The organism is Limnobaculum allomyrinae, assembly GCF_016649425.1.
Classification (GTDB): Bacteria; Pseudomonadota; Gammaproteobacteria; order Enterobacterales; family Enterobacteriaceae; genus Limnobaculum; species Limnobaculum allomyrinae.
Genome location: NZ_JADRCR010000009.1, coordinates 25,936 through 52,497 on the forward strand (window position 1 = coordinate 25,936; position 26,562 = coordinate 52,497).

26 protein-coding genes are annotated in these 26,562 nt (G+C 45.6%); 12 read left to right on the forward strand and 14 right to left on the reverse strand.

Features of this window, described 5'->3' with window-relative positions:
- Positions 1-18: 18 nt before the first annotated feature.
- The gene (gene plsB / locus I2494_RS15600; protein ID WP_218467793.1) at positions 19-2,472 is read right to left on the reverse strand and encodes a glycerol-3-phosphate 1-O-acyltransferase PlsB; all 2,454 of its coding nucleotides are present in this window, start codon (positions 2,470-2,472) and stop codon (positions 19-21) included.
- 120 nt (positions 2,473-2,592) lie between these two features.
- Between plsB and I2494_RS15605 the strand changes: the two genes are divergently transcribed.
- Positions 2,593-2,970 carry a diacylglycerol kinase gene (locus I2494_RS15605; RefSeq protein ID WP_218467794.1) on the forward strand — a complete coding sequence of 126 codons (378 nt, stop codon included), beginning with the start codon at positions 2,593-2,595 and terminating at the stop codon, positions 2,968-2,970.
- A gap of 88 nt (positions 2,971-3,058) precedes the next feature.
- Positions 3,059-3,670 (forward strand): transcriptional repressor LexA, encoded by a 612-nt coding sequence (gene lexA, locus I2494_RS15610; protein ID WP_218467795.1) that lies wholly within the window; start codon positions 3,059-3,061, stop codon positions 3,668-3,670.
- A 133-nt stretch (positions 3,671-3,803) separates the two neighbouring features.
- On the opposite strand, the gene I2494_RS15615 is transcribed toward lexA, so the two are convergent.
- Positions 3,804-4,358 carry a hypothetical protein gene (locus I2494_RS15615; protein WP_218467796.1) on the reverse strand — a complete coding sequence of 185 codons (555 nt, stop codon included), beginning with the start codon at positions 4,356-4,358 and terminating at the stop codon, positions 3,804-3,806.
- Positions 4,359-4,750: 392 nt separating this feature from the next.
- The gene (zur, locus tag I2494_RS15620; RefSeq protein WP_218467797.1) at positions 4,751-5,206 is read right to left on the reverse strand and encodes a zinc uptake transcriptional repressor Zur; all 456 of its coding nucleotides are present in this window, start codon (positions 5,204-5,206) and stop codon (positions 4,751-4,753) included.
- 207 nt (positions 5,207-5,413) lie between these two features.
- Between zur and dusA the strand changes: the two genes are divergently transcribed.
- Entirely contained in the window at positions 5,414-6,412 is a 999-nt protein-coding gene (gene dusA / locus I2494_RS15625; protein ID WP_218467798.1) for a tRNA dihydrouridine(20/20a) synthase DusA, read from the forward strand.
- A 66-nt stretch (positions 6,413-6,478) separates the two neighbouring features.
- On the opposite strand, the gene I2494_RS15630 is transcribed toward dusA, so the two are convergent.
- The 4 genes from I2494_RS15630 to I2494_RS15645 all read right to left on the reverse strand — a co-directional run bounded on the left by I2494_RS15630 (position 6,479) and on the right by I2494_RS15645 (position 9,507).
- A complete protein-coding gene (locus I2494_RS15630) occupies positions 6,479-7,450 on the reverse strand; it encodes an aldo/keto reductase (protein WP_218467799.1) in 972 nt (323 codons plus the stop codon).
- Complete coding sequence (locus tag I2494_RS15635; RefSeq protein WP_218467800.1) at positions 7,447-7,830, reverse strand: MerR family transcriptional regulator; 384 nt, start codon at positions 7,828-7,830, stop codon at positions 7,447-7,449. Before I2494_RS15635 ends, I2494_RS15630 begins: the two co-directional genes overlap by 4 nt.
- Before the next feature lie 147 nt (positions 7,831-7,977).
- Positions 7,978-8,469 carry a YfbM family protein gene (locus I2494_RS15640; protein ID WP_218467801.1) on the reverse strand — a complete coding sequence of 164 codons (492 nt, stop codon included), beginning with the start codon at positions 8,467-8,469 and terminating at the stop codon, positions 7,978-7,980.
- Between the two features lie 54 nt (positions 8,470-8,523).
- Positions 8,524-9,507: a quinone oxidoreductase gene (locus tag I2494_RS15645; RefSeq protein ID WP_218467802.1), complete on the reverse strand. Its 984-nt coding sequence runs from the start codon at positions 9,505-9,507 to the stop codon at positions 8,524-8,526.
- Between the two features lie 147 nt (positions 9,508-9,654).
- Between I2494_RS15645 and dnaB the strand changes: the two genes are divergently transcribed.
- Positions 9,655-11,073 (forward strand): replicative DNA helicase, encoded by a 1,419-nt coding sequence (dnaB, locus tag I2494_RS15650; RefSeq protein WP_218467803.1) that lies wholly within the window; start codon positions 9,655-9,657, stop codon positions 11,071-11,073.
- Between the two features lie 171 nt (positions 11,074-11,244).
- The gene (alr, locus tag I2494_RS15655) at positions 11,245-12,321 is read left to right on the forward strand and encodes an alanine racemase (RefSeq protein ID WP_218467804.1); all 1,077 of its coding nucleotides are present in this window, start codon (positions 11,245-11,247) and stop codon (positions 12,319-12,321) included.
- A 65-nt stretch (positions 12,322-12,386) separates the two neighbouring features.
- Here alr and I2494_RS15660 read toward each other — a convergent pair whose 3' ends face one another.
- Positions 12,387-13,703, reverse strand: a complete 1,317-nt coding sequence (locus tag I2494_RS15660; RefSeq protein ID WP_218467805.1) for a cation:dicarboxylate symporter family transporter — start codon at positions 13,701-13,703, stop codon at positions 12,387-12,389.
- Positions 13,704-14,293: 590 nt separating this feature from the next.
- Here I2494_RS15660 and I2494_RS15665 point away from each other — a divergent pair.
- Both I2494_RS15665 and I2494_RS15670 read left to right on the forward strand, forming a co-directional pair.
- Positions 14,294-14,671 (forward strand): MmcQ/YjbR family DNA-binding protein, encoded by a 378-nt coding sequence (locus I2494_RS15665; protein WP_218467806.1) that lies wholly within the window; start codon positions 14,294-14,296, stop codon positions 14,669-14,671.
- A 481-nt stretch (positions 14,672-15,152) separates the two neighbouring features.
- Positions 15,153-15,698: a bactofilin family protein gene (locus I2494_RS15670; RefSeq protein ID WP_218467807.1), complete on the forward strand. Its 546-nt coding sequence runs from the start codon at positions 15,153-15,155 to the stop codon at positions 15,696-15,698.
- Positions 15,699-15,853: 155 nt separating this feature from the next.
- On the opposite strand, the gene I2494_RS15675 is transcribed toward I2494_RS15670, so the two are convergent.
- The 3 genes from I2494_RS15675 to uvrA all read right to left on the reverse strand — a co-directional run bounded on the left by I2494_RS15675 (position 15,854) and on the right by uvrA (position 20,382).
- Entirely contained in the window at positions 15,854-16,738 is an 885-nt protein-coding gene (locus I2494_RS15675; RefSeq protein ID WP_218467808.1) for a TPM domain-containing protein, read from the reverse strand.
- 2 nt (positions 16,739-16,740) lie between these two features.
- Complete coding sequence (locus I2494_RS15680) at positions 16,741-17,358, reverse strand: LemA family protein (protein ID WP_228350985.1); 618 nt, start codon at positions 17,356-17,358, stop codon at positions 16,741-16,743.
- Between the two features lie 192 nt (positions 17,359-17,550).
- Positions 17,551-20,382 (reverse strand): excinuclease ABC subunit UvrA, encoded by a 2,832-nt coding sequence (uvrA, locus tag I2494_RS15685; protein WP_218467809.1) that lies wholly within the window; start codon positions 20,380-20,382, stop codon positions 17,551-17,553.
- A 320-nt stretch (positions 20,383-20,702) separates the two neighbouring features.
- Between uvrA and I2494_RS15690 the strand changes: the two genes are divergently transcribed.
- From I2494_RS15690 to I2494_RS15705, 4 genes are all read left to right on the forward strand, one after another.
- Positions 20,703-21,353: a tellurite resistance TerB family protein gene (locus I2494_RS15690; protein WP_218467810.1), complete on the forward strand. Its 651-nt coding sequence runs from the start codon at positions 20,703-20,705 to the stop codon at positions 21,351-21,353.
- 182 nt (positions 21,354-21,535) lie between these two features.
- Positions 21,536-22,042, forward strand: a complete 507-nt coding sequence (locus I2494_RS15695) for a single-stranded DNA-binding protein (RefSeq protein ID WP_130592791.1) — start codon at positions 21,536-21,538, stop codon at positions 22,040-22,042.
- A 124-nt stretch (positions 22,043-22,166) separates the two neighbouring features.
- Positions 22,167-22,874: a hypothetical protein gene (locus tag I2494_RS15700; RefSeq protein WP_218467811.1), complete on the forward strand. Its 708-nt coding sequence runs from the start codon at positions 22,167-22,169 to the stop codon at positions 22,872-22,874.
- Between the two features lie 60 nt (positions 22,875-22,934).
- Complete coding sequence (locus I2494_RS15705) at positions 22,935-23,444, forward strand: deoxycytidylate deaminase (RefSeq protein ID WP_218467812.1); 510 nt, start codon at positions 22,935-22,937, stop codon at positions 23,442-23,444.
- Positions 23,445-23,664: 220 nt separating this feature from the next.
- Here the strand turns inward: I2494_RS15705 and I2494_RS15710 are convergent, their stop codons facing one another.
- A complete protein-coding gene (locus I2494_RS15710; RefSeq protein WP_218467813.1) occupies positions 23,665-23,994 on the reverse strand; it encodes a hypothetical protein in 330 nt (109 codons plus the stop codon).
- 103 nt (positions 23,995-24,097) lie between these two features.
- Positions 24,098-25,006 carry a DMT family transporter gene (locus I2494_RS15715; protein WP_218467814.1) on the reverse strand — a complete coding sequence of 303 codons (909 nt, stop codon included), beginning with the start codon at positions 25,004-25,006 and terminating at the stop codon, positions 24,098-24,100.
- A gap of 130 nt (positions 25,007-25,136) precedes the next feature.
- Between I2494_RS15715 and I2494_RS15720 the strand changes: the two genes are divergently transcribed.
- Complete coding sequence (locus I2494_RS15720; protein ID WP_218467815.1) at positions 25,137-25,910, forward strand: AraC family transcriptional regulator; 774 nt, start codon at positions 25,137-25,139, stop codon at positions 25,908-25,910.
- On the opposite strand, the gene I2494_RS15725 is transcribed toward I2494_RS15720, so the two are convergent.
- Positions 25,911-26,525 (reverse strand): LysE family translocator, encoded by a 615-nt coding sequence (locus I2494_RS15725; RefSeq protein WP_142665299.1) that lies wholly within the window; start codon positions 26,523-26,525, stop codon positions 25,911-25,913.
- Between the last annotated feature and the right edge of the window lie 37 nt (positions 26,526-26,562).

The following is a 26,562-nucleotide window of genomic DNA, read 5'->3' on the forward strand; positions in this document are numbered from 1 at the left end:
AGGCTGGCTATTTACCCGTTATTCTGTTGGCGTTTCACTTTCTGTTGTTGCGACAGTAACACTTTCAATCGTCAGTTTGACTTCTGGTGTCATCAGGCGGGTTAACATGTCATACATAGCCTGCATGTTTTCCGGAACCGCATCACCCACATCATTGATATATCCTGCAGTACGCAGTGTTGCCACCAACGTAGAGAAGACTGCTTTATCAAAGAATTCAGGCGCATTGATACCGTGTAAGACAGACAGACGTTGAGCCAGCAAACGGCTCTCTTTCTCCAGCATGCCACGGTTAATACTTGGGTTATTGCGCAATAAAGATAGTGTAATGGTATAGCGCTGTAATGTTTCCCGAACGCCGGCAGCCAGTAACTGTAGGGTACGAATACGGGAAGGCGTTAGCACCAGTAAACCCTCGGCCTGTTGGCGAATCAGATTTTGGCGTTCCAACTCATCAATTAAGGTCTCAATCACTGCAGGCAGCTCTTCGCTACTGTAGTGCATAAACAGCTCTTCGCGCAGTAGTGGATAGATTAGCGACACTTGTTCGATAATCTGCTGACGCGAGATACCGTCGTGATGCATCACAATACTGGCGATAAGCGACGGTAGAACTAACATATGGTGAATGTTATTACGGTAGTAAGTCATCAGAACTGCTTGTTCGCGGGCTAATATGATGATCTCACCGGCGTTGTCCTTCTCTACCTCAAACTTACTCATTTTCAACGCATGTTCCAGCATTTGCTCTGGCGTGCTGGATGGAACGGTCGCGTCTTTGGCGTAAGGCACATTGCGCAGCAATTGGATATAGCAATCAAGTTGCTCAAGCAGTTGCTCGCGGGTTAGTGCCCGCTGGCGGGAGGCCAATAACGCGGTACAGCACAGGTTCATCGCGTTAGCCGCCGCTGCGTTATTAATATTCACCATTAACTTACTGGCAATCTGATTAACTGTCGGTGTTAACCAGTTTGGTCTTGGCGTTTCTATCGGATCGATAGATTCTCTCCAGTTTGGTACGTTCTGATTCAGATAGGTCATTAATGGGATAGGTTCACCAAAGTTCACGTAGCCTAACCCTAAATTACGCAACTTACGCATGGTGCGGACTACCTGCCAGAGGTTCTCTTTCTCTTTGGTAGCTCCACGTAGTTCGTTGGCGTAAGTACCCACTTCCATCACGTGTTCATAACCGATATACACTGGCACAACCGTGATAGGGCGATTACCGCCGCGCAACATTGCCTGAATAGTCATGGAAAGCGTACCGGTTTTCGGTTCCAGCAATCGACCGGTACGTGAACGGCCACCTTCAACAAAGTATTCAACGGAATAACCCCGGCTGAACAATTCACCCAGGTATTCGCGGAACACCGTAGAGTAGAGCTTATTACCTTTAAACGTCCGGCGAATAAAGAATGCGCCCAGCCGGCGGAAAATAGGGCCCGCTGGCCAGAAGTTAAGATTGATACCCGCAGCGATGTGCGGTGGTACCAGTCCCTGATGATAAAGTACGTACGAAAGCAGCAGGTAGTCCATATGGCTACGGTGACTTGGCGCATAGACAATACCGTGACCATCCTGAGCTAGCTGGCGTACTCGCTCGGCATTATGGACGTGAATACCCTGATAGAGACGGTTCCATGTCCAACTGAGTACCCGGTCAGTAACGCGTAGCGTTTCATAGTTAAAATTAGCGGCAATCTCTTCCATCATATCGACGGCGTTTTGTTTCGCTTTTGTCAGGGATATCTTCTTCGATGCCGCTTCTTCCTCAACCGCTTTTTCAATGGCTTTGGAGGTCAGTAATTTATTGAACAGATCCTGACGCATCGGTAATTTGGGGCCGGTTGCAGCAAGGCGCTGTCTGGCGAAGTGCATACGGGCAACACGAGCCAGCTTTTGAGCAATGGTTTTATCAGTACCGTGTTCATCCGCCATATAGCGTAATGAAACGGTTTGGGAAAAACGCACAAAACTATCGCGGCCTAACCACATCACTACAAAAAATTTCTGGATACCGTTAAACAGTTGGAGGCGAGGCGCTTCGTGGCTTTCATGACCTTCGCGACCAGGGGAGCGACCAAACATTACAGAGACGGGAACCATCTGAATATCCAGATCGGGATGGTTACGGTGCAGATCAAGATAGTCGTGAAATAGCTTTATTGACTCTTCTTTCGGGGCGTAATAACTGAATACTCGCGGTCCTTCATGAATAAAAACATAGCGAGGCAGTAGCTGACCATCAATCTCATAAGGTTCTAATGGGTCAGGTAATTCCTGAGCCAAACACTGTGCGCGTAGGGTTAACAGGTCTGCTTTTGAGTTATAGGGCAGGACATATAGTATTGGACGAGTGGTGTCCAATCCCAGTTCAGCGATGGGGTCAGAAGGAATACACTTGCTACGAACCAGCATTTTTATAGGTATATTCAATAGCTTATAGTAAAGTTTACGCCAACCAGACATAAATATTTCGAGCCTCATATAGATAACGAGTCGCCAGAATACCAGAACTCGGCGCGATCTGTGATGATGTGATGAATGATAATTGCTAAAATTGAGTAGAATTTTCTTGAGGATTTGTGAATGAACCAGGCAACAGGACTTACCCGTATCATTAAAGCGGCAGGATATTCGTGGGGTGGCTTGCGAGCTGCCTGGAAAAATGAGGCAGCTTTTCGTCAGGAAATTGCGCTGCTGGTGGTCGCTATTATTCTCGCCAGTTGGTTGGATGTCACCATCATTGAGCGAATCTTATTGATTGGCTCTGTGGTATTGATTGTGGCTTTTGAAATTATCAATAGTGCTATTGAAGCAGTGGTTGATCGTATCGGTACCGAACGCCACGAGCTATCGGGTCGGGCGAAGGATATGGGATCTGCTGCTGTATTGATCATGATATTGCTGGCGCTGTTTGTCTGGGTATCTGTACTTTGGAGTCATTTTTCTCGATATATCTCGTAAATATGAAGGATGAAGGTTTTCATCTGACGAATACCTGTATATACTCACAGCATAACTGTATAAAAAAACAGGGTAAGGGAATCGAAAAATGAAAGCACTAACCGCCAGACAGCAACAAATTTATGACCTGATTCGCGATCATATCAATCAGTCAGGGATGCCGCCGACTCGTGCAGAGATTGCCCAAACCTTAGGGTTTAAGTCACCCAATGCGGCCGAAGAACATTTAAAAGCTTTAGCTCGTAAAGGGGTGATTGAAATTATTAATGGGGCATCCAGAGGCATTCGTCTGCTGCTGGAAACCGAAGATGCCGGTCTCCCGTTAATTGGTCGGGTTGCCGCAGGTGAACCTTTACTGGCTCAGGAACATGTGGAAAGTCATTATCAGATCGATCCGGCGCTGTTCCGACCGCACGCTGACTTTTTACTGCGCGTTAGCGGTATGTCCATGAAAGATATTGGTATTATGGATGGCGATCTGCTCGCTGTGCATAAAACTCAGGATGTGCGTAACGGGCAGGTGGTCGTTGCGCGTATTGATGATGAAGTGACAGTTAAACGTTTGAAGAAACAGGGCAATGTTGTTGAGTTACTTCCTGAAAATGAAGAGTTTTCACCTATAGTGGTTGATCTGCGGGAACAGAGCTTAACCATTGAAGGGCTTGCTGTTGGTGTAATTCGTAACGGCGACTGGATGTAATTAATCAAGAACCCAAAAATTAATATTGGCTGATATGAAAACAGACAGTCAATATAGTAGGAAATCTAAAAGCGCCTCAGGGCGCTTTTTTAATAACAATGACTGAATGATATTTACCAGCGTTAATAAGTCGTTATGCTCCTGACGGTGCACTTTTTGCTACCAAAATATTGTTCATTAATTGATGCCGATGCTGCTGAAGTTTATTGATGCTGGTGTGGCTGGTGAGCAAAATAGTATAGATTTTGTCCTGGTAGTTCATAAATACAAAGATACCCGCCACGTCTTGCTCTCCATCCTTGGTGCTGATCTCTAATTGCTCAGTATCGATATCGCCATAGGTTTCTGTACGTCGGGTGATATCTACTGACTGAAATTTAAAGCTATCAGCAATGGAGTCTACTTCATCTTTAAGTTGAATCCCTTCATCAAGGGATTGTGCTGAAATTCGCCCCAGTAAGTTAGGATCATCCAGATTTTTTAGCAGCCAGATAGAAGATAAATCAGTTTCAATAAACTGCCAGCGTTCTGGTAATTGGCCAGGAAGCCCGGTGACGTCATGCCAGTTCTGAGCTTCAATATATTGTTCACCGTCAGTAGTTAATGTTATGGGCGTTATTGACTCTCTGGCTGAAGCACTGACCAGTGTTCCTGCAACAGCAAAAAGCGCCCATATAAACTGCTTCATCTTGTTTTCCCTGGAAAATAACCAACAATATACAACTATGCCGTTAAGGTGTGTTTCAGATAACGTGCTTATAAGTATGTTGCTAATATATACTCTATTTTTAAGGAAAATAAAATAGAAAAGGCAATTGAAATAAATGAGCGTAAGAATGTGTTAGTTATTATTCTTAATGTATGTCAAAAACAACGTTGATAGAATGTTAATATATATTAATTGTTTTTAAAAACATGTTGTTATGAAGATTGTTTTTATTGTTTTTTATGAATTTAGTATGTGGAAATAAAGAATATTTATTCATTTTTTCTTGTCTGTAAGTGTAGCTTTTATAGCTTGCGCTATTGGCAAGGTAAATTAATCACAGTTATCCTTCTATTACTTAAATTATATTACTTTTATCCTGCTTTATTAGCACATTGCGAACAAATACCATGGGTTTCCAGTACGCTATGTTGAATAGTGAAATGACTCTTTTCTGCCAGTTCTTTAAGTAACTGATCGATACCTTCTGCGTGGTGTTCAGTAACTAAGCCGCAGCTATCACAAATGAATAGTGCGGAGGTGTGCAGGGGCTCACCTACATGGTGGCAAACAACATAACTATTGGTGGATTCGATTTTATGAATAAAACCCTGCTCAAGTAAAAAATCGAGTGCACGGTAGACCGTTGGGGGTTTGGCCTGAGGTTCGGAGATACGTAATAAATCTAATAAGTCATAAGCACTGATGGCATTCTTTTGTTCCGCCATGAGGCGCAACGCCAAACGTCGTTGAGGGGTTAAACGCACAGCTCGCTGATCGCACAGCTTTTGGGCTTTTGTCAGCATAGACTCAATATTGATTGATTTCATTGTTATCTCTGTTATTCACAATCCTGTTAATGATTCTATCATGCTTAATAAAGAACGCCGATAGCAATCCCCAACCAGACAATCGTGGGAAGACGGTAACGACAATAGCCTTTTCTATGGTAAAATATCAGTAATCATCCCGCCGAACCTCATGCTGGTATCGCGTTCGTCGATCAAGAAAACTATCTGGTAGCCGTTAATCTCTTTATGAACTCTGATAAATCAACACCGTACCCTATGCAGCGCTTTTCTGTTGCACCGATGCTTGACTGGACCGATCGCCACTGTCGCTATTTTCACCGGTTACTCAGCGGGCAAACGCTGCTGTATACCGAGATGGTCACTACTGGTGCCATTCTGTTTGGTAAAGGCGATTATCTGGCATACAGCCAGCAGGAGCAGCCGGTTGCGTTGCAATTAGGCGGAAGTGAGCCTCAGGCGCTGGCAGAATGCGCTAAGCGCGCAGAAGCATTAGGCTATAACGAGATTAATCTGAACGCGGGCTGCCCTTCCGATCGGGTGCAAAACGGACGTTTTGGCGCTTGTCTGATGGCTGAACCGGAGCTGGTGGCGGAATGTGTTAGTGCCATGAAACAAGCGGTTTCCATACCGGTAACGGTGAAAACGCGCATTGGTATTGATGATTCAGACAACTACGAGTTTTTGCAGCGTTTTATCACTATTGTTTCAGAACAGGGTGGTTGTGATAATTTCACGCTTCATGCGCGCAAAGCCTGGCTATCTGGTTTAAGCCCAAAAGAGAATCGGGAAATACCTCCGCTGGATTACTCCCGTGTCTATTTAGTTAAGCAAGAGTTTCCTCACCTGACCATCGCCATTAACGGTGGTATTAAAACGTTGGAGGAGGTGAAGGAACACCTGCAACATGTTGATGGTGTGATGATGGGACGTGAAGCCTATCAAAATCCGGGCATACTGGCGCAGGTTGATCGCGAAATTTTTGGTATTGAGCGAGAGCTTCCTCAGGGCGCAGAGGTGGTCGAGGCAATGTACCCTTACATTGAGCAAGAGCTGTCTAAAGGTACCTATCTGGGACATATTACCCGCCATATGCTGGGGTTGTTTCAAGGGATCCCTGGTGCCCGTCAGTTCCGCCGCCATTTAAGTGAGAATGCTCACAAAGCAGGCGCTGATGTTGAAGTATTGCGACAGGCTCTGGCGATGGTGACGGGAAAACTGAATTAAATTTGCTTTAAATAGTAAAAAGGCAGCTCAGGAAGAGCTGCCTTTTTAGTTTTATCACCAAACGATTTACTCGTGACCCGCCAGATTTCTTGGGCGGTATGGTGCTTCCAGTATAGCCACTTCATCATCACTTAACGTTAATGATAACGCAGCAACGGCATCGTCCAAATGGTGCGGTTTAGACGCGCCGATAATGGGTGACGTTACTACGTTACGATGTCTCACCCAGGCCAGAGCGACCTGTGCAGGAGGAACCCCTCGGGCGGAGGCGACCTGTTCTACTGCGTTAACGATGGCATCTTCTTCTGCCTGATGGTTATACCAGTTATGTGCTGGCGTATCAGTCGTTGCCCGAATCGTTTGATTCTTTCTGGAACCGGTTAATACGCCGCGAGCCAGTGGAGACCACGGAGTAACGGCAATTCCCATCTCTTCGCACAGCGGCAGCATTTCACGCTCTTCTTCGCGATATATCAAATTGTAGTGATTCTGCATTGAGACGAATTTTGCCAACCCATTTTGTTCTTGCAGGGATAACATACGCATAAACTGCCATGCATGCATGGAAGATGCGCCAATGTATCTGGCTTTGCCGGAGCGTACTACGGTATCCAGCGCTTCAATGGTCTCTTCAATTGAAGTCTCCGGATCGAAACGATGAATGATATACAGATCGATATGATCGGTTCCCAGACGTTTCAGTGAGGCATCAATGCTTTTCAGAATATGCTTACGGGACAAACCACGATCGTTAGGGTTATCACTCATCGGGTTAAATACTTTAGTGGCGATAACCACATCATCACGAGGAACCATTTTCAACAGTGTGTTACCTAAAACCTCTTCGCTGGCGCCACGAGAATACATATCCGCGGTGTCAAAAAAGTTGATACCAAGATCCAGTGCTTTTTTGATGAAAGGGCGGGTACCATTTTCATCTAATACCCATTCCCGCCATTCCGGGCTGCCATAGGTCATACAGCCGAGGCAGATAGGGGAGACTTTAATACCTGTGGAACCAAAACGGACGTATTTCATTTGGGATCTCCTGTTGTATCAGTAATCGTGTGACTGCCGTTGCAGTAGCCATCAATTTTTTTATCAATCACCAACAGACAGCTTTGTAATTCAGCCAGTCGGTGCCGAACCTGCTGGCGGTGTTGCTCCAGCAATTGTTGGCGTTGAACTGCGGTGCTATCACCCTGAGTCACCAGCTCCGCATACCGCTGCATATCGCGCAGAGGCATTCCCGTCGTTCTCAATTTGCTGAGAAACTCAATGCGGTTCAGCACTCGCTGGTCATAGTCTCTCTGTCCACTGCTATCCCGATAAACGGTCGGTAGCAAACCGATGCGTTCGTAATAACGCAGCGTATGGGGAGATAAGCCAGTCTTTTTTGCCAGTGTGCCAATTTTCATATAACACGCCTTTTGCGGGTGAGTGGGATAACCTTAAAGGTTAGAGTGCACTCTAAGTCAAGCGGAATCATTTATTTGTTAGTTATTTTCCGAAAGGAAAAACCAGAAGAGGGTACGACACATTTTTGCATCGTACCCGAAGACAACTTAATAAATACTTACAACAACATGCATATCAGTATCCAGACAGCGCTGGTAAAAATTTATCAGTTCCTTTAATGCCTGCTCTAATTCAGCATACAGCGACTCTTTAGATTCTGAAGTCCAGATATCAGGATAGATCTCTGCATCGCTTAATTGCTGAGGATCAAACCGGGATTTTAGCCCGGCTAAATCGACCTGTTTTAGTGCGGCAATGACCGGAGGAAGTTCATTATTTCCGATGGCGGCAATAAAGTTCTCTTCATCCAGTATATGAATACCAACAATGGCATCGCTCAATGGCTCATCTTCCAGAGGTTCACTGGCGGAACTGCCGGTCAATATAAAATGCAGTCCATCCCACATTTTTCCAATGTCCAGCGTGTCGTTGTGCTCCTCCAGCTCTTCCAGTTCATCAACCAGATCGACTTCATCCAGATCTATCAGGTGGTTAAGGCCATCTTCATTAATGGCCATGTAGCAGGCTTGTATTCCCATTATGGATATCCATTTGTTAGTCAGTATTATTGCTTCTTTGCTATTCTTCAGCCATCAAGGAATTAACAGGCTGGAGCCTGACGTTATCCGGCTTTCCAACGCCTGATGAGCCCGGACAGCATCTTTCAGTGGGAATTGCTGTTCCGGAGCGACATCCACATTAATAGCACCACTGGCGATCATGGAAAACAGTTCGTTGGCTGCATGTTGTAATAGCTGTTTAGTGGTGATGTAGTTGCCCAGTGATGGGCGGGTAACATACAGGCCGCCTTTTTGATTAAGAATGCCCAAATCTACGCCGGTAACCGGGCCTGAAGCATTACCAAAACTCACCATCAACCCGTGTGGGCGCAAACAGTCCAGTGAAGCCAGCCAGGTTGATTTGCCCACAGAATCATAGACAACATTGACTCTTTCACCATTAGTTAGCTCTGAAACACGTTTGGCAATGTCTTCTTCCTGATAATTAATCGTGGCCCATGCCCCGTCTTGTTTCGCCTGAGCAGCTTTCTCTGCGGAACCTACCGTACCAATTAGTTTAACACCCAACGCTTTTGCCCACTGGCAGGCAATTTTACCTACGCCGCCAGCCGCGGCGTGAAACAAAATCGTTTCTCCCGGTTTTACCTGATAGGTCATATGCAGCAAGTAATAAACGGTTAATCCTTTCAGGAAGGACGCTGCCGCCTGTTCAAATGAAATAGCATCCGGGAGTTTAGCAACTTTATCTGCAGCTACGCAGTGATAGTCGCTATAAGCGCCTAATGGTGATTGGGCATAGACAACCCGATCGCCAACGTTAATGTGTGTTACACCGGCCCCTACTTTTTCTACGATACCTGCGGCTTCCGTACCTAATCCTGAAGGCAGGGAAGGGGGTGGATAAAGGCCGCTGCGAACATAGGTATCAATATAGTTAATACCGATAGCCTTGTTGGCGACCAGTACTTCATTGTCAGCGGGTTGTTTGGGGGTAAAATCGACATATTTCAATACTTCCGGACCGCCATTTGCAGCAAATTCAATATGTTTAGCCATAATACAAACTCCGGGATAATGAATGATTTTTAATCAACACAGATTAAATTCATCATAGCAGTCATGTTGATCGTTGGGTAGGTTGCCATCATCGCGTATACTGCTTAGCTGTTATCTTTTAATCGTAACCGGATCGCTAATTATCCCATGTCTGGCAAAACACCTTTTAATAAGCAGAACGCCCGTAACGAACGGCCTGTCGACCGTCAAATGGAAGGGCTGAAAATGCCGCCTCATTCCCTTGAGGCTGAACAATCCGTATTGGGCGGCCTGATGCTGGACAATGAGCGTTGGGATAATGTGTCTGAACGGGTAACGGCCAATGACTTTTATAGTCGCCCTCACCGTACGGTATTTGGTGAAATGCAGCGCTTGCTGGAGCTGGGCAAGCCAATTGATTTGATCACATTATCTGAATCATTAGAGCAAAAAGGGGTGCTGGATCAGGTGGGTGGATTTGCCTATCTGGCTGAGTTGTCGAAAAACACCCCAAGTGCGGCCAATATAGGCGCTTATGCGGATATCGTTCGTGAACGCGCGGTGGTTCGTGAAATGATTTCGGTGGCCAATGAAATTGCCGATGCCGGTTATGATCCTCAGGGGCGCAGTAGTGAAGACTTGTTAGACTTGGCAGAATCGCGAGTTTTTCAGATTGCAGAAAGCCGTACCAACAAAGATGAAGGGCCAAAAAGTATTGACCAGATTTTGGAAGATACCGTTTCCCGTATTGAGCAATTGTATCAACGCCCTCATGACGGTGTGACCGGCGTTTCTACCGGTTTTAATGATTTAGATAAGAAAACCGCCGGCTTACAGCGCTCAGACTTAATTATTGTCGCCGCGCGTCCTTCGATGGGTAAAACCACCTTCGCCATGAACCTGTGCGAAAACGCAGCCATGATGCAAGAGAAACCAGTGCTTATCTTCAGTCTGGAGATGCCCTGTGAACAGATTATGATGCGTATGCTGGCTTCACTCTCACGTGTAGACCAAACCAAAATTCGTACTGGTCAGTTAGATGATGAAGACTGGGCCAGAATTTCCAGCACCATGGGTATTCTGCTGGAAAAACGCAATATGTATATTGACGACTCTTCCGGTCTGACGCCAACGGAAGTTCGTTCCCGTGCCCGGCGTATTTTCCGTGAGCATGGCGGACTTAGTCTGATTATGATCGACTACTTGCAGTTAATGCGAGTACCTGCTCTGTCAGATAACCGTACGCTGGAAATCGCTGAAATTTCCCGTTCCTTGAAAGCGTTAGCAAAAGAGCTACAGGTACCCGTTGTGGCGCTGTCTCAGCTTAACCGTAGCCTGGAACAGCGGGCCGATAAACGCCCGGTTAACTCCGACTTACGTGAATCCGGCTCCATCGAGCAGGATGCGGACGTGATTATGTTTATCTATCGTGATGAAGTCTATAACGAGAACAGTGAAGAGAAGGGGATCGCGCAGATTATTCTCGGTAAGCAACGTAACGGCCCTATCGGTTCTGTTCGCTTGACCTTCCAGGGGCAATGGTCACGGTTTGATAACTACGCAGGTCCGCAATTTGATGATGAATAACCGGTTTCTGATGTTTGGCCTAAAACATGAATACCGGTTTATGACCAAATAATTTCACAATCACTTCACAAAAGTAGAATAATAATAAATGCCTTATCCGTGGAAAACGTTCGGGCTGTAGTTTAGGCAGCCGTTTCCACTCTGTAATCGTGTATTAACTAAGGATTTAAAATGATCTCGGCAACAGCGGTAATTGACCGCGGCGCATTGAAACATAATCTACAACGTATTCGCCAAATAGCTCCCGAAAGTCGCATCATTGCCGTGGTAAAAGCCAATGCCTATGGGCATGGCCTGTTAGATGTCGCCCACACTCTGCCTGATTCTGATTGTTTTGGCGTTGCCCGCATTGAAGAGGCGCTGATGTTGCGCTCTGGTGGTGTGATTAAGCCTATTTTACTATTGGAAGGCTTCTTCTGTGCAGAGGATCTGCCGATGCTGGCGGTCAACAATATCGAAACGGTAGTACATAATATTGAGCAGTTAGAAGCACTGGAACAGAGCGAACTCGATCGCCCGGTACGTGTGTGGATGAAAGTGGACACTGGCATGCATCGCCTTGGAGTACGTCCTGAACAGGCAGAAGCATTCTATCAGCGCTTAAGCGCCTGTGAGAATGTGGTTCAACCGGTTAATATTATGAGCCATTTTAGTCGTTCTGATGAACCTGAGGTTGATACCACCCGTAAGCAAATTGATTGCTTTGATGCTTTTGTGAATAACAAGCCCGGTTTGAAGAGTCTGGCGGCTTCTGGTGGTATTTTGTTGTGGTCAGAAGCGCATCGCGACTGGATTCGTCCGGGTATTATTATGTACGGCGTCTCCCCGCTGGCGGATACTTTCGCGGATAAGTTTGGTCTTAAACCTGCGATGACGCTAAAAGCAAGCCTGATCGCGGTACGTGAGCATAAAGCGGGTGAGCCGGTAGGTTATGGCGGTGCCTGGGTTAGTGAGCGGGATACTCGCTTAGGAGTGATTGCCATTGGTTATGGTGACGGATATCCGCGGGATGCGCCAAATGGTACACCTGTATTGATTAACGGTCGACGAGTGCCGCTAGTAGGGCATGTTTCGATGGATATGATCACGGTAGATTTAGGGCCTGATGCCACGGATAAAGTCAGTGACGAAGCCACTATCTGGGGGCCAGAATTACCGGTAGAAACCATTGCGAAGTACACCGGTATTATTCCTTATGAGTTGATTACCAAGCTGACAGCTCGCGTAGCAACCCGATATATTGATTAAACCACCAATCCGGCACTCTGCTATGGCAAAGTGCCGGTTTTTTTCTATTCGTCTATTCGCGCCGATTAGTCCTCATCATCTTCCAGTTTTTGACGCCGACTCGGATGGTATTCACGATTCATTTTTGCCACCGCAATGGTTGCCACGGTATTACCAATAATGTTAGTCACTGCCAGAGCCATCGACATAAAACGATAAACACCGAACATCACGGCAACCCCTTCCAATGGTAATAGTCCTGTGGTGGTAATGGTGGCAGCAAATACCACAAAAGCCCCGCCGGAAACCGTCGCTGCGCCTTTAGAGGTTAACAGCATAATCAACAGAATGCCGAACAGTTGCTCAATGCTAAGTGGGATACCATAGGCATTGGCCAGGAAGATAACCCCCATTGACATATAAATTGAGGTTCCATCCAGATTAAAGGCATAGCCGGTTGGTAAAACCAGTCCTACAGTTTGACGTGAAGCACCGTACTTAGGCAATTTTTCCAGCAGCCGAGGTAGCACACTCTCAGAAGAAGCGGTACCGAAAGTAATGTACAGCTCTTCTTTAATAAACTTAATAATATCAAACAGATTAAGTTTAAAAATCAGACAAACACCGCCCAACACAATCGCCACAAACAGAATCAGTGTCAGGTAGAAAGCGAGTACCAGATAAGTTAGCTTAATCAACATATCCACACCGTTACTGCCTACCGCATAGGCGATGGCACCAAAGGTTCCGATAGGTGCCAGTAACATAATAACGTGGATAAATTTGAAAAAGGCTTTAGCAATAAAATTGAGGGCATTCTCAACCACCACGCGTTCTTTCTCTTTCAGCAGCAAAATCCCGAAACCAAACATTAACGCCAGTACCAAGACCTGCAATAAATTATTAGAAGAGAAAGCCCCCATAAAGCTATCGGGGAATATTTCGAGAAAGAATTGGGCGAAAGATTTTGGTGCCGCATGAGAGGCTTGAATCAGGCTGGTGGCCTGCGAGTTCACATGGCTTTCTGTGAGTACCGTGCCGCTACCAACACTGAGTAGTTCTCCCATTCCAAAGCCAAATAAAATGGCAATGGTCGAAACTATTTCAAAATAGATAATAGCACTCAGGCCAACCCGTCCAACCTGCTTGATATCGCCTGCGGCTCCGATTCCCAGAGCTACCGTTAAAAAGATGAGTGGCGCCACCGCGCTTTTTATCAATCGTAAAAAGATATCACCCAATAGTTTCAGGCTAGTGGCAAACTCTGGCCAGATAAATCCTACCAAAATCCCCAGAATCATACTGACAGCAATCTGAAACCCAAGACCTTTCCAGAAGGCCTTTTTAGCAGGTTTAGCGAGTAAAGGTTGATCGTGCTCCAATGTATGCGAGTGATTTGTCATAGTGCTTGCCTTAATTTTGATTTACCTGAATTTTTTATAAGAATGCGCAAAACGAGAAGAACCATGTCTGGCTAGATGAGGGCCAGCACAAGGAACGTGAAGGTTGTTGAGTCTTTCGTTTTTGCTGAGTCGTACATCAAGATTGATTCTTGTGGTTTAAAGACTTGCAGGGTAACCGCATGAGGTTCCGTTATTCTGTTATAAAGTGTGGCGCTATTTTAGCAAAGAAGTGTATGTGCATTTTATGATCCGACTAACATAATCGTCATACAAAAAGTAAAAAGCATTTTTAATCATGTGTTATTAATCTATTTCTGGTATGTGGCAAATATTAATTGTTTTATTGCTACTATATTGTCTTTTTTGTCAGATGTTATAGCAAATGCCTTACGATAGTAGGGTTCCACCCGTTTGATTTTACAATTAATATTTCAGAGACCACTCAGTCTTATTATATTTTTATTTGATCTGAATAACGAATAAACAGCATAAAGGAAGACAATGGTATTTTTATCAGTAATATCGATAAATATGATTAATTAACGGCATAAAAATAATTAACGTGATAAAAATATGTGTGGTAAATAGATATGAATTTGCAGGACTGTATTGAATATTGTTTAACCAAAACAGGCAGTGTTCATGACTATCAACCGCTTTGGGATGCGGATCGTGTTAAGGTGGGTGGTAAAATATTTGCCATAGTGGGTGATTTGAATGGCAGGTCGAGCATCACGCTCAAGTGTCCTCCGGCGCTGGCGGAGCGTTTGCGGGATGAACACCAGAATATTATCCCCGGATATCACATGAATAAAGCACTATGGAATACGCTATTTCTTAACGGGAAACTGGAAGACGCATTGATAAGAAATATGATTGATATTTCCTATCAGGAAGTGAGAGCGTTGTTACCTGCGTATGTAAAAAAGGCTCTGGCAGCAGGGGAAAGTCTAGAGGCAATAAAATAAGCAACCGGTTTTAATCGTTATTATCTGATTTATTTACTTGTTTAGTTAAATTAAGCGATATTAACGTATGTTTTTGGTAAGTAATTGTTTATTTATTGCACGAGTAAATAGCAAATAGTCTCGACATAATAACGAGATATGACGATTAATAGCATTATGACTATTATATAATTAGCAATACATCAGGTGCACTTCGGGTTGAATAAGCATAAAATAACGCAGCGCTCGTATGAGCATTTTATGTAACAGCTTAACACCTATTGCTACCCATCAATTATTACCGGAATGTAGTTCCATGAATGCTAGAAGCAGGCATAATCAGCCTCTCAGGGATGTTCTTCTATGCAGCGTACTGATCTTATGGATAAGTGCCCTCGCTTTGTATATCTCTGGTTATTTGGTATTGGGTGTTATTTCATCAACGTTATCTATACTGTTTTTCTTTTGCTATTTAACTAATATAAGGACGAAATTATTATCTATGTTTGGGAAAAAAACATCTAAATATGAGATGACAGGCACTCAATCACCATCGTTGACCAGTAACGTTTCAAGTACGGTTTCAGGTAGTGAGTCAAAAGTCTATTCAGATAGTATTGATGTGCGTAATCGTTGCACGATTATCGCCAGAAATGCTTCATTTGTTGGTGACATTGAAGACAGTGGCGATATCCAGATTTATGGCAAAATTATCGGTAATATAAATATTACTGAAGGCTCTATCCGTATCATGAACACCGGATATGTTAAAGGCCAACTGAATGCGCCTGAAATCATTATTGATGGGCAGGTTCACGGTAGCTGTTACGCTGAGAATATCGATATTCTTGAACACGGTATGTTACGTGGCACCAGCTGTTGTGAAAATATTGCTATCAAACGCGGCGGTGTTTTTGTTGGTCAATCTGAAGAGTGGACGCCAAAAGAAGTTCCGTTAACTCGCGTAACTAAAGATGTGATTGAAGAGTTAGAAGTTCAGAATGAATTAATCATCACATCAGATGATGATTTAAACGATAAGTTATAATAATTCATGTCGTGGGTGGGGTGTAGATACCTGAACCAGATAAATGATTTAACTCTAGTATTTTGTTTTTCTTCGGTAACTGTCAAATAGCAGCAGAATAACGATGAAGATTAAAACGGGTTGATGGTCATTCCATCAACCCGTTTTTAGATCAGCTACCAGCGACCTGATGCGCCACCGCCGCCAGAACGACCACCGCCGCCGCTGAATCCGCCACCGCCGCCGAAACCACCACCACGACCGCCGCCAAATCCGCCCCCACCACGGCCACCACCGCTAAGTAAGGCATTCATAAGCATTGGGGCAATAAGTGTTCCGATAGCGCCGAGACCAAATGATAAAAGCAGATCCAACCAGACAACGGCATGATTAATGAGCAGTTGAAATAGCAGAACACCAGCGGTCAGTGTCAGACCGGTAAAAAACATCTTTTTTAGTAGCGTCAGTTTACGAAACAGACTGGATAATATCACCAGAGCAGCTAACCACAGGATAGAACGTCCTTCATCAATAGGAGGAGCATCTGATTGAGAATGCGCTTGCTGCGGAGAAGCTCCATTTTTGTGTTCAGGGTTTAGCTGATAGATTATGGCTTCCACAGCCAGTTCTATTCCCCGGCTGTAATCGTTCTGCTTAAAACTTGGAATAATCAGACGATTAATAATCTGGCTGGATTGAAGATCGGTTAGATCGCCTTCCAGACCGTATCCTACTTCAATTCGTACTGTCCGGTCGGATTTAGCCACCAGAAGCAATATGCCATCATCGACATTTTTCTTACCCAGTTGCCACTGGTCAAAAACGCGGGTGGCAAATTGTTCGATAGTTTCATCACCCGTTGTGTCAATAATCAGTATTGCAAGCTGGTGCCCAGTGTTTTTCTCAAAGCTGGCAGCTTGCTGCGTCAGGGTATGGACACTGTCTGCTGACAGCGTAGCAGTCAGGTCTGTAACCTGTTGCTGTAATGGCGGCACAGCAATCGGTGCCGCATTGACCAGCAATGACAGAAAAAACAGTCCAAACAGTACCAGACGGCGCATAACTATCTCCGATCGCTACCTGAAGAGGAGAAGTCAACGCTTGGAGCCGTTGATATTTGCTCACTGTTTTCCGGCAGGAAGTTTTGCTTGGTTTTATATCCTAAAAGCTTGGCAGTAATCAGCCCAGGGAATCGGCGGATCTCAAGATTATAATCCTGAACTGCTTTGATATAGCGCTGACGGGCAACGGCAATTCGATTCTCTGTGCCTTCCAATTGAACCATCAAATTAGAGAACATTTCATTGGCTTTCAGATCGGGATAGCTCTCTCTGATAACCAGCAGGCGGGATAAGGCACTACCCAGCTGAGCTTGTGACTGCTGGAAAGAGCGCATAGCTTCTTCGCTATCCGGTGCCGTCATATTTTGTTCTGTAGAACCAATTCTTGAGCGCGCATCGGAAACTTGCTTAAACACATCTGCTTCATGGGCAGCATAGCCTTTGGCGGTAGATACCAGATTAGGGATCAAATCAGCACGGCGCTGATATTGGTTTAAAACTTCAGACCAGCTCGCCGTAACATTTTCATCCTGAGTTTGAATTTCGTTATAATTACAACCGGTTAGCGTAAGTGCCAGTAACGCCATAGCCAGCCAGCGGAAGTGAGAAGAAAACGACATAAATATTTGTTCCTTGAATACTGAAATAACGCCCCCCTGTGAAGGCAGGCAATATACGACGATTATAAATCAGTTTGAATACTATTCAGCTTTTAATGATGGCAGGAGACTGACATATTCAAACCGGGTTGGTTGAGGAAAAGTAGTAAATAAAAAGGGAAGCTTAAACAAGCTTCCCTTTTTGTGGCGATATTAGCCTTTTTCCAGAATTGGTTTCAGGAAGCGGGCAGTATGTGATTCAGCGCATTCTGCGACGGTTTCAGGCGTACCGGAAACCAGAATTTGACCGCCACCGCTACCCCCTTCCGGCCCCAGATCGACGATCCAGTCGGCGGTTTTAATGACGTCCAGATTATGCTCGATGACCACGATAGTATTGCCCTGATCTCGTAGCTGATGGAGGACTGTTAGCAGCTGTTCAATATCAGCGAAGTGCAAACCGGTGGTGGGTTCATCCAAGATATACAGCGTTTGACCGGTACCGCGCTTGGAAAGCTCTTTTGCCAGTTTCACCCGCTGAGCCTCACCGCCGGACAGTGTGGTGGCCGACTGGCCTAAACGAATGTAGGAAAGGCCGACATCCATTAATGTTTGCAGTTTACGTGACAGAGCGGGCACTACGTCAAAGAATTCTCTGGCATCTTCAACTGTCATCTCCAGCACTTCATTAATGTTTTTACCTTTATATTTTACTTCCAGGGTTTCACGGTTATAGCGTTTACCTTTGCACTGATCGCAAGGAACATACACATCAGGCAAGAAGTGCATTTCAACTTTAATTACGCCATCGCCCTGACAGGCTTCACAACGACCACCGCGAACGTTAAAACTGAAACGACCAGGGTTATAGCCACGGGCACGAGACTCAGGTACACCGGCAAACAGTTCACGAATCGGTGTAAAAATACCGGTATAAGTTGCCGGGTTAGAACGAGGTGTCCGTCCGATAGGGCTTTGGTCAATATCAATCACCTTATCGAAGTGCTCCAGGCCGGTAATCTCTTTGTAAGGCGCGACTTCATCGCCAGTAGCGCCATTAAGCTGGCGTTGGGCTATCGGATATAAAGTATCATTAATTAGGGTAGATTTTCCTGAACCGGAAACACCGGTAATACAGGTAAACAGGCCAACAGGAACCGTCAGCGTAACGTTTTTCAGGTTATTTCCTGTCGCACCAATCACTTTCAACACCTTGCTGGCATCTGCCGCAACCCGTTGTTTAGGGATCTCAATTTTACGTTTACCCGACAGGAATTGACCGGTCAGCGATTCCGGAACCTTCATGATGTCTTCCATGGTACCTTCAGCGACCACATTACCACCATGAACACCGGCTCCCGGGCCAATATCAATCACGTGGTCTGCTTCACGGATAGCATCCTCATCATGTTCAACCACAATGACAGTATTGCCCAGATTTCGCAGATGAATCAGGGTATCCAGCAGGCGTTGGTTATCGCGCTGATGTAAACCGATGGAAGGTTCATCCAGTACATACATTACCCCAACCAGGCCGGCACCAATTTGGCTGGCAAGGCGGATACGTTGGGCTTCACCGCCGGACAGGGTTTCTGCCGAGCGTGAGAGTGAAAGGTAGTTCAAACCAACGTTGACTAAAAAGCTTAGGCGTTCACCGATTTCTTTCAGAATTTTTTCGGCTATTTGTGCTCGCTGGCCTTGCAAGGACAGGGCACCAAAGAATTTCATCGCATCGCCAATACTGAGCTCAGAAATTTCTGGCAGGGTCGTATTTTCGACGAATACGTGGCGAGCTTCTTCTTTCAGACGAGTACCACCACAGGAGGTACAGGAACGATTGCTGATAAATTTAGCCAATTCTTCACGCACGGCGGTGGATTCCGTTTCTTTATAACGGCGTTCCATATTATTCAGCACACCCTCAAACGGGTGCTTACGTACGGTGGTGTCACCGCGATCGTTAACATATTTGAACTCAATGTTTTCTTTACCTGAACCATTGAGTATCACCTTCCGGACGTTTTCCGGCAGGCTGTTAAACGGCGCTTCCACATCAAATTTGTAGTGCTCAGACAGGGAGCGAATCATTTGGAAATAGTAAAAGCTACGGCGATCCCAGCCGCGAATAGCGCCGCCAGCCAGCGATAGCTCATCGTTTTGCACAACGCGTTCCGGATCAAAATACTGCTGAACGCCCAGACCATCACAGGTCGGACAGGCACCGGCCGGATTGTTGAATGAAAACAGGCGGGGTTCCAGTTCGCGCATACTGTAACCACATATCGGGCAGGCAAAGTTAGCGGAGAACACCATCTCTTCCGCTTTGTTATCGTCCATATCGGCAACCACAGCGCTACCGCCAGAGAGAGCTAACGCGGTTTCAAATGATTCTGCCAGCCGTTGCGCCATATCGTCACGTACTTTAAAGCGGTCGACGACCACTTCAATGGTGTGTTTTTTCTGCAGCTCTAACTTTGGCGGATCGGAAAGGTCGCAAACTTCGCCGTCAATTCGGGCACGGATATAGCCTTGAGACGCCAGATTCTCCAGCGTTTTAATATGTTCGCCTTTACGATCTTTGATTACCGGAGCCAGTAGCATCAGGCGGGTGCCTTCCGGTAATGTCAGCACGTTATCGACCATCTGACTAACCGTTTGGGCAGCCAGCGTAATATTGTGGGTAGGGCAACGCGGTTCACCTACGCGAGCAAACAGCAAACGCAGGTAATCGTGAATTTCAGTAATGGTACCCACGGTAGAACGCGGGTTATGGGAGGTTGATTTCTGTTCAATAGAAATCGCCGGGGAAAGACCTTCAATGTGGTCTACATCCGGTTTCTCCATCAGCGACAGGAACTGACGAGCGTAGGCTGATAAGGATTCGACGTAGCGGCGCTGCCCTTCAGCGTATAGGGTATCAAACGCCAATGATGACTTACCTGACCCGGATAGCCCGGTAACAACAATCAGCTTGTTGCGCGGCATGATCAGGTTGATGTTTTTTAAGTTATGGGTGCGGGCGCCCCGGACTTCTATCTTATCCATTTCAACAAGCCTTACTGTGTTAACTCTGACGCGGAACTGCGAATTATCGCACAAAATAAACTGAATGGATATACAGTGTTATGATGTGATTTAGAACAAAAAGCCTTCTAATGGTAAGGCGGCAAATTAGCACTAATAATTTCAAGTAATTGGCTGTTTCTCACTCATATGTATCGGAAAGTTACTGGGATAGTGGTTGCTAAAACCGGGTATAAATCGTTTATCTGGCATTTGATGGGTTATACATATCTTGACGTTTTTTCTCTTATACTCGGACAAGGTTCGCCTCGCTGCGTAGCATCAACATATGATGGAGAAAAATGATGAACAACTGGCTACAACAGATTCAATCGATACTCGGGCAAAAAAGTAATGGAGAAAACCACGAGTCAGGAGGATTAAACGATTTATTAATGCCGGGCGTGCTGGGTGGTCTGGCAGGATTGCTGTTAACCAATAAATCCTCCCGCAAGATGGTAGGAAGTGCCGGTAAAAATGCGCTGGTGATTGGCGGTGGTGCAGTATTAGGCGCGGTGCTTTGGAATAAATATAAACAACGAGTGAAAGAGACTCAACAACAGGATGAACAGTTTAGTTCCCAGCAAACGCCGGTGGATCAACGGGCTCGTCGACTGGTGCAGGCACTGGTTTTTGCCGCCAAAAGTGATGGTCATATTGATGAGCAAGAACAGCAGACGATTAATAATCAGATTCACCAGCTAGGCATAGGTGAGCAAGCCGAGCAGTGGGTACAACAAGCCATTGAACAACCTCTGGATCCACAAACTCTGGCTTATGGCATCAAAAACGAAGAAGAAGCATTGGAAGTTTATCTGTTAAGTTGCGCAGTGATTGATGTTGACCACTTTATGGAGCGTAGCTATTTAGATGAACTGGCCAGAGCGTTAAAAATTCCTGATGATGTTAAACAAGGGATTGCTCAGGAGTTGCACGGTAATCCGAATGCCTGATTTTACCGCAGCAGATAAGTCATTGACTGGGAAATGTTATGCAATGGCAGATGTAATTTCATTGCGGTTGTAATAAAGTTTGTGGACTCAATTCCATTTTTTAACGCTTGTGTCCTTCGCCTGTTGCCATGCTACAATCGAGGGATCAAAATAGTATATCTTTACTCATCAGGAGAATCGACATGGCCAGCAGAGGCATCAATAAAGTAATTCTAGTCGGAAATCTGGGTCAGGACCCGGAAATTCGTTATATGCCTAATGGTGGTGCGGTGGCGAATATTACCATTGCGACTTCTGAGAGCTGGCGTGATAAGCAAACCGGTGAGCAAAAAGAAAAAACCGAATGGCACCGTGTGGTGATTTTCGGCAAATTAGCAGAAATTGCAGGTGAATACCTGCGTAAAGGTTCACAGGTTTATATCGAAGGTTCTCTGCAAACGCGTAAGTGGCAAGACCAGAGCGGTCAGGATCGCTACACCACTGAAGTTGTGGTTAACATTGGCGGCGTAATGCAAATGTTGGGTGGCCGTCAGGGCGGCGGTGAAGGCCAGTCAGCTCAAGGTAGCTGGGGTCAACCACAACAGCCGCAGCAATCACAGGCTCAGGCATCTCGCCCGGCTCAGCAACAAAGTGCACCAATGCAGCAAAATGAACCACCAATGGATTTTGATGACGATATTCCGTTCTGATAAAACCGATTCAGCAAAGCAATTCCCAAAGCCCTGTCTGCGACAGGGCTTTTCATTATCTCAGAACCCATTATCATAGAGGGAGATTTACCCTATTTTAATCATTATGCTCAATGGATGTTGAATGGTACCGCCTTCTTTATTGTCGAAACTGAACCAGCTAAACCCACTGTTGGCGATTGTGCCGTTACTGTTTCTGTTGTTTTTATTACCTTTCCTGCATGTCTCTGCGCTGGTCACTATTCTGGTTGCTGTTGGTTTTCTGATACTTATTCTGGCGGTTTTACATAAGAAGAAACGCAATATTGCCGTATTGATTTTCATTAGTCTGTCGATTATCTGGATTTGGCAGGCTCATTTTACCTGGCAGGGATACTTCTGGATCAATGCGCGTGAACTGGATTCTCTGGTTCATAAAATTTCCAGTTATGGAAAGATTCGTTCTCTGGAACTGGGAAGTGACGGCAGTTATCAGGATGGCGATCGAGTTGTTCATTATGACTCTTACCGTTTTTTGAATGGTGTGAGAGTGACGCACTATCCGGATGCGCACAATCCTAAAGCCAGCCAACCTGAATGGTTTATCGATGCCTACTGTCAGCAGCATGAGATTTCATTAAAGTTGTATTATGAACTGCGCAGTGAGTTGAAAAACCTTCGAATCAGTGGCTTTAGTCTGATGGACAATGGCGATATTTCATTTATTTTGTGGCAAAAGGGCGGTGTACCCTGGACGATAAATCTGGTGCATATTGAAGATGGTACACATCCATTAGATGGGGATACATTAGAAAAGCTGAATGCTCACTGGTATATTGCTACCTATTCGTAATTTATTCATTATGACCGTCAGAATCAGGTAGCCACCACTCACACCATCAGGAGAAAGCGTATGGAACGACACGAGTATTATATGAATATCGCCATTGCCGTACGTAAAAAGGCTAACTGCCTTGGGCGCAAGGTTGGGGGTGTGATGGTCAAAGATAATCGAATTATCTCTACCGGTTATAACGGCACGCCGGAAGGAATAAAGAACTGTACCGATGGTGGTTGTGTTCGTTGTCGTGACCGTGCTGCCTATAAAGCCAGCGTTGGTTATGATGTTTGTATTTGTGTTCATGCAGAGCAGAATGCCATTATTTCCGCTGCGCGATTTGGTAACCCGGTTGAAGGCTCGGTAGTCTATTCTACTTTACGCCCTTGCTTTGACTGCACTAAATCCATGCTGCAAGCTAAGGTTCAGGCAATTTACTACCTTCATGACTGGAAACATCCGATTGGGGAGCTACAGGAACAGTATGAACTGCTGCAATCACAGTTCCCGGGCGGCGTACATCAGGTCGCCATGGAAGATCCTGAAGCCGACTGGGCTAACGGCGTAACGCTATCAGGCTCCTGATTAATTCATAAGATTGATGATGTTATATTTTAAAAGCGTCGATTGTCGGAAGGGCGAAGCGTAGCCGCTCTAGCTACCGGATACGCTCTGAAGCTAAGTACAAGCGCTCTTCCGGTCGAGCACAAACTCAATATGATTACTTTAGATTTTACGACCGGAATAGGTGCTATTGATAATTTTCTTGGTTTATCAATAGGTTGATTTGGTAGTCTTGTATTACTTAAAACTCTTCCGTCACATCATCCCAACGTTTTAAATCTGGTATCTTGTTATCCTGATAATAGGCAACAAAAAAGTCGGTGACTTCATCCACATCACTGGTGGTATAGCGATAGTGGGAAAACTCTTCGCCGAAGACTAACCTGGTTTCAACCATATAATTGTCATCGGTTAATGCGGCCTGAAGATAGATTGAACCCTCTAATGGCGTTTTGGGTTCCAGCACGATAAAACTGCCAACATCGTCATAGATACCGGCTACGGCTTTCTTCAGTATTGGCATACTGACTTCCGGCAACACTTCACCATCCACCATTAGTTCAAAATTCATTGGTTATCCATCTCTGTTTATTAACAAACCTGAGTAAGTGCGCTTATTGTAATGTGTTGCAGCGCGGATTCACAGAATATAACCCGATTTCAGCCATATCTTGTTATCTCTCCACTTCAACAATAGAGACTTTTGGCTTGGTTTTCCCCAAAGGGATATGCAACCGCTGCGCCAGAATAACGCCGATAAGTGAGATGGTGCCGCCAACAAGATGGTAACTGTGTAATGGTTCACGCAGAAAGATAATGGCGATAATAGCGGTTATCACTGGTGTCAGGTTCATAAACAGTGCTGCTTTGCTGGCGCCCAGTTTCATCACCCCCTGAATCCAGACAAAAGGCGCAATAACCGAAGCAGGAATACCGGCATACAACACCAATGGAATATTATGTGCGTTTAGCGAAATATCATCGGTCATCAGAAAATCAGGTAATAGCAGCAACATGCCAAAGAAAGATTGAATATATACCGATTGCCAGTTTGATAGTGGGATTGACCAGAGCTTAGTTAACACACCATACAGGGCATAGGCGGTGGCGGCGGTTAGCATCATCAGTTCACCTTTACCAACCCCAATGGATAACAAACCGGCAGGGTTTCCTGCGCTAATCAGCCATACCAGACCACAGAAAGAGAGCAGCCCACCGATAACCACTCCCAGCGTTGGTGGTGTCTTAAGAATAATAATGCTTAATAGTACTGTCAGTAATGGGATCAGCGAAACAAAGATACCAATCGTTAATGCGCTGATGGTGTAGGCTGCGTAGTAAGCCAGACTTTGATACAGCGCCATTCCCAGAAAGCCAAGGATTAACAGCTTCCACCAGTAGGGATAGATACTCTTTCTGCGGCGAATGACACCCGGCAAAATAAAAGGGGTCATGATAAGTAAGGCCAATGCCCAGCGGTAGAATGAAATTGCCGCAGGATCAATAGCGCCAGCTGACAGCTTATTGACGATGGCATTAATTGCCCAAATAAGGACAGCAAGCAGGGGGAACAGGTAGGCCATACGGTACATCACTCATAAACAGAAATTATCAGGTTGCAGAGTGTACATCTGTCCTGTTTGATAGATATACTTCAAATCAGACAATTGATCACGTCTTTCAGACAATCCTGATTAAGCCCAATGGAGGAGTATGCCCGGCGAACAGCGTTTTGCATCGACAGAGTCGCACCCTGACAGCATTCTGTTTTTTCGTAGTGAAGAGGTAAATGCCAATACGGAGTTTCTTGCTCACTCTCATGATTGGGGACAAGTCATCTGCGTAAAATCGGGCGTGTTTGCCCTGAATATTGGTGGTCAGCGTTTTTTAGCGCCCTGCGGGTTTGCTATTTGGATCCCTGCGGGCATGGAACACTCCAGCTACAACCGAAGACCAACCCGATTCCGTTCTATCAATATTGCCGCCCGTTTTTGTGGAGGGATGCCCGAACAACCCTGTGTCTTGAATATGGGGGCCATATGCAGTGCGATTGTTGAGTCCTGCTTTGAACGCAATATTATGGTACCGGTAAACCATGCCGACCGCCGCCTTTGTCGGGTTTTGGTGGATCAGCTCTCGGTCGCACCGGTTCAACATACCTGGCTACCAGGCAGTGATGATAAATATCTGGCGCCTGTTCTTCAGGCACTGGAAGCCAACCCATCGGATAACACCTCACTGGCTCAGTGGGCTAAGCGAGTTTATACTACTGAACGTACGTTAGCCCGTCGTTGCAATCAGGAGTTAGGAATGTCATTCAGTGAGTGGCGGCAACGTTTGCGTTTTCTGTATGGCATTTCCCTGTTAGAGCAGGGAAAAACCGTACAGGAAGTGGCGCTGGAGGTCGGTTACAGTTCCGCATCGGCGTTCATTGCGATGTTTCAGCATAATGCCGGAACGACGCCAGAGCGTTATCGGCGTGGGTAATTACACCAGTGTCTGAAACGTTCTCCATTCATCCCACAGCAGCCAAAAAGCGGTCAAGGCCAGTGAACCTGCCATCACGCCGTTAAACACGCGTAATCGCCAGCCAATTTGCAGGGTTTCCCGCAATTTGTCACCCATTAGCGCCCAGACATAAACGCAGGGGAAACCAACAACGGTAAAGGCAGCGGAAAGTAACAGAGCACTCATAGTGATATCCATTTCCCGCGAGCTAAACAGAATGGCGGCATTGACCAGCATTAGCCAGGCTTTGGGGTTAACCCACTGGAACAACATAGCACCCACCAGCGACATCGGATGAGCATGCGCCTTTCCTTCAGGGCTACCGGCCAGCCAAATCTTCCAGGATAGCCACAGTAAATAGGTACAACCAAAGATCGCCAGCGGCAGGCGAATAGATGAGATGTTATTCAGAATCACACTAAAAGAGAGAGTAATGCAAAGACATAACACACCACAGCCAAGGCTGATACCAATCAGATGAGGCATAGTGCGGCGCAGGCCAAAGTTAACGCCTGATGTTGCCAGCATCAGATTATTAGGGCCAGGGGTAATACTCATTACAACAATATAACTGATTAAAGCTAAATCTATCATGGCTGTCTCTGCACCAATTATCACGGTAGGTCACGAT

Coding starts and splice junctions, on each gene's coding strand:
- I2494_RS15695 (WP_130592791.1), top strand. CDS start 21,536: ATGGCCAGCAGAGGCATCAATAAAGTAATTCTAGTCGGAAATCTGGGT.
- I2494_RS15665 (WP_218467806.1), top strand. CDS start 14,294: ATGAATTTGCAGGACTGTATTGAATATTGTTTAACCAAAACAGGCAGT.
- uvrA (WP_218467809.1), bottom strand. CDS start 20,382: ATGGATAAGATAGAAGTCCGGGGCGCCCGCACCCATAACTTAAAAAAC.
- I2494_RS15630 (WP_218467799.1), bottom strand. CDS start 7,450: ATGAAATACGTCCGTTTTGGTTCCACAGGTATTAAAGTCTCCCCTATC.
- I2494_RS15705 (WP_218467812.1), top strand. CDS start 22,935: ATGGAACGACACGAGTATTATATGAATATCGCCATTGCCGTACGTAAA.
- I2494_RS15670 (WP_218467807.1), top strand. CDS start 15,153: ATGTTTGGGAAAAAAACATCTAAATATGAGATGACAGGCACTCAATCA.
- plsB (WP_218467793.1), bottom strand. CDS start 2,472: ATGTCTGGTTGGCGTAAACTTTACTATAAGCTATTGAATATACCTATA.
- I2494_RS15615 (WP_218467796.1), bottom strand. CDS start 4,358: ATGAAGCAGTTTATATGGGCGCTTTTTGCTGTTGCAGGAACACTGGTC.
- I2494_RS15640 (WP_218467801.1), bottom strand. CDS start 8,469: ATGGGAATACAAGCCTGCTACATGGCCATTAATGAAGATGGCCTTAAC.
- dusA (WP_218467798.1), top strand. CDS start 5,414: ATGAACTCTGATAAATCAACACCGTACCCTATGCAGCGCTTTTCTGTT.
- I2494_RS15605 (WP_218467794.1), top strand. CDS start 2,593: ATGAACCAGGCAACAGGACTTACCCGTATCATTAAAGCGGCAGGATAT.
- lexA (WP_218467795.1), top strand. CDS start 3,059: ATGAAAGCACTAACCGCCAGACAGCAACAAATTTATGACCTGATTCGC.
- I2494_RS15690 (WP_218467810.1), top strand. CDS start 20,703: ATGATGAACAACTGGCTACAACAGATTCAATCGATACTCGGGCAAAAA.
- I2494_RS15675 (WP_218467808.1), bottom strand. CDS start 16,738: ATGCGCCGTCTGGTACTGTTTGGACTGTTTTTTCTGTCATTGCTGGTC.
- I2494_RS15680 (WP_228350985.1), bottom strand. CDS start 17,358: ATGTCGTTTTCTTCTCACTTCCGCTGGCTGGCTATGGCGTTACTGGCA.
- I2494_RS15725 (WP_142665299.1), bottom strand. CDS start 26,525: ATGATAGATTTAGCTTTAATCAGTTATATTGTTGTAATGAGTATTACC.
- I2494_RS15635 (WP_218467800.1), bottom strand. CDS start 7,830: ATGAAAATTGGCACACTGGCAAAAAAGACTGGCTTATCTCCCCATACG.
- I2494_RS15645 (WP_218467802.1), bottom strand. CDS start 9,507: ATGGCTAAACATATTGAATTTGCTGCAAATGGCGGTCCGGAAGTATTG.
- dnaB (WP_218467803.1), top strand. CDS start 9,655: ATGTCTGGCAAAACACCTTTTAATAAGCAGAACGCCCGTAACGAACGG.
- I2494_RS15715 (WP_218467814.1), bottom strand. CDS start 25,006: ATGGCCTACCTGTTCCCCCTGCTTGCTGTCCTTATTTGGGCAATTAAT.
- I2494_RS15710 (WP_218467813.1), bottom strand. CDS start 23,994: ATGAATTTTGAACTAATGGTGGATGGTGAAGTGTTGCCGGAAGTCAGT.
- zur (WP_218467797.1), bottom strand. CDS start 5,206: ATGAAATCAATCAATATTGAGTCTATGCTGACAAAAGCCCAAAAGCTG.
- I2494_RS15660 (WP_218467805.1), bottom strand. CDS start 13,703: ATGACAAATCACTCGCATACATTGGAGCACGATCAACCTTTACTCGCT.
- alr (WP_218467804.1), top strand. CDS start 11,245: ATGATCTCGGCAACAGCGGTAATTGACCGCGGCGCATTGAAACATAAT.
- I2494_RS15700 (WP_218467811.1), top strand. CDS start 22,167: ATGGTACCGCCTTCTTTATTGTCGAAACTGAACCAGCTAAACCCACTG.
- I2494_RS15720 (WP_218467815.1), top strand. CDS start 25,137: ATGCCCGGCGAACAGCGTTTTGCATCGACAGAGTCGCACCCTGACAGC.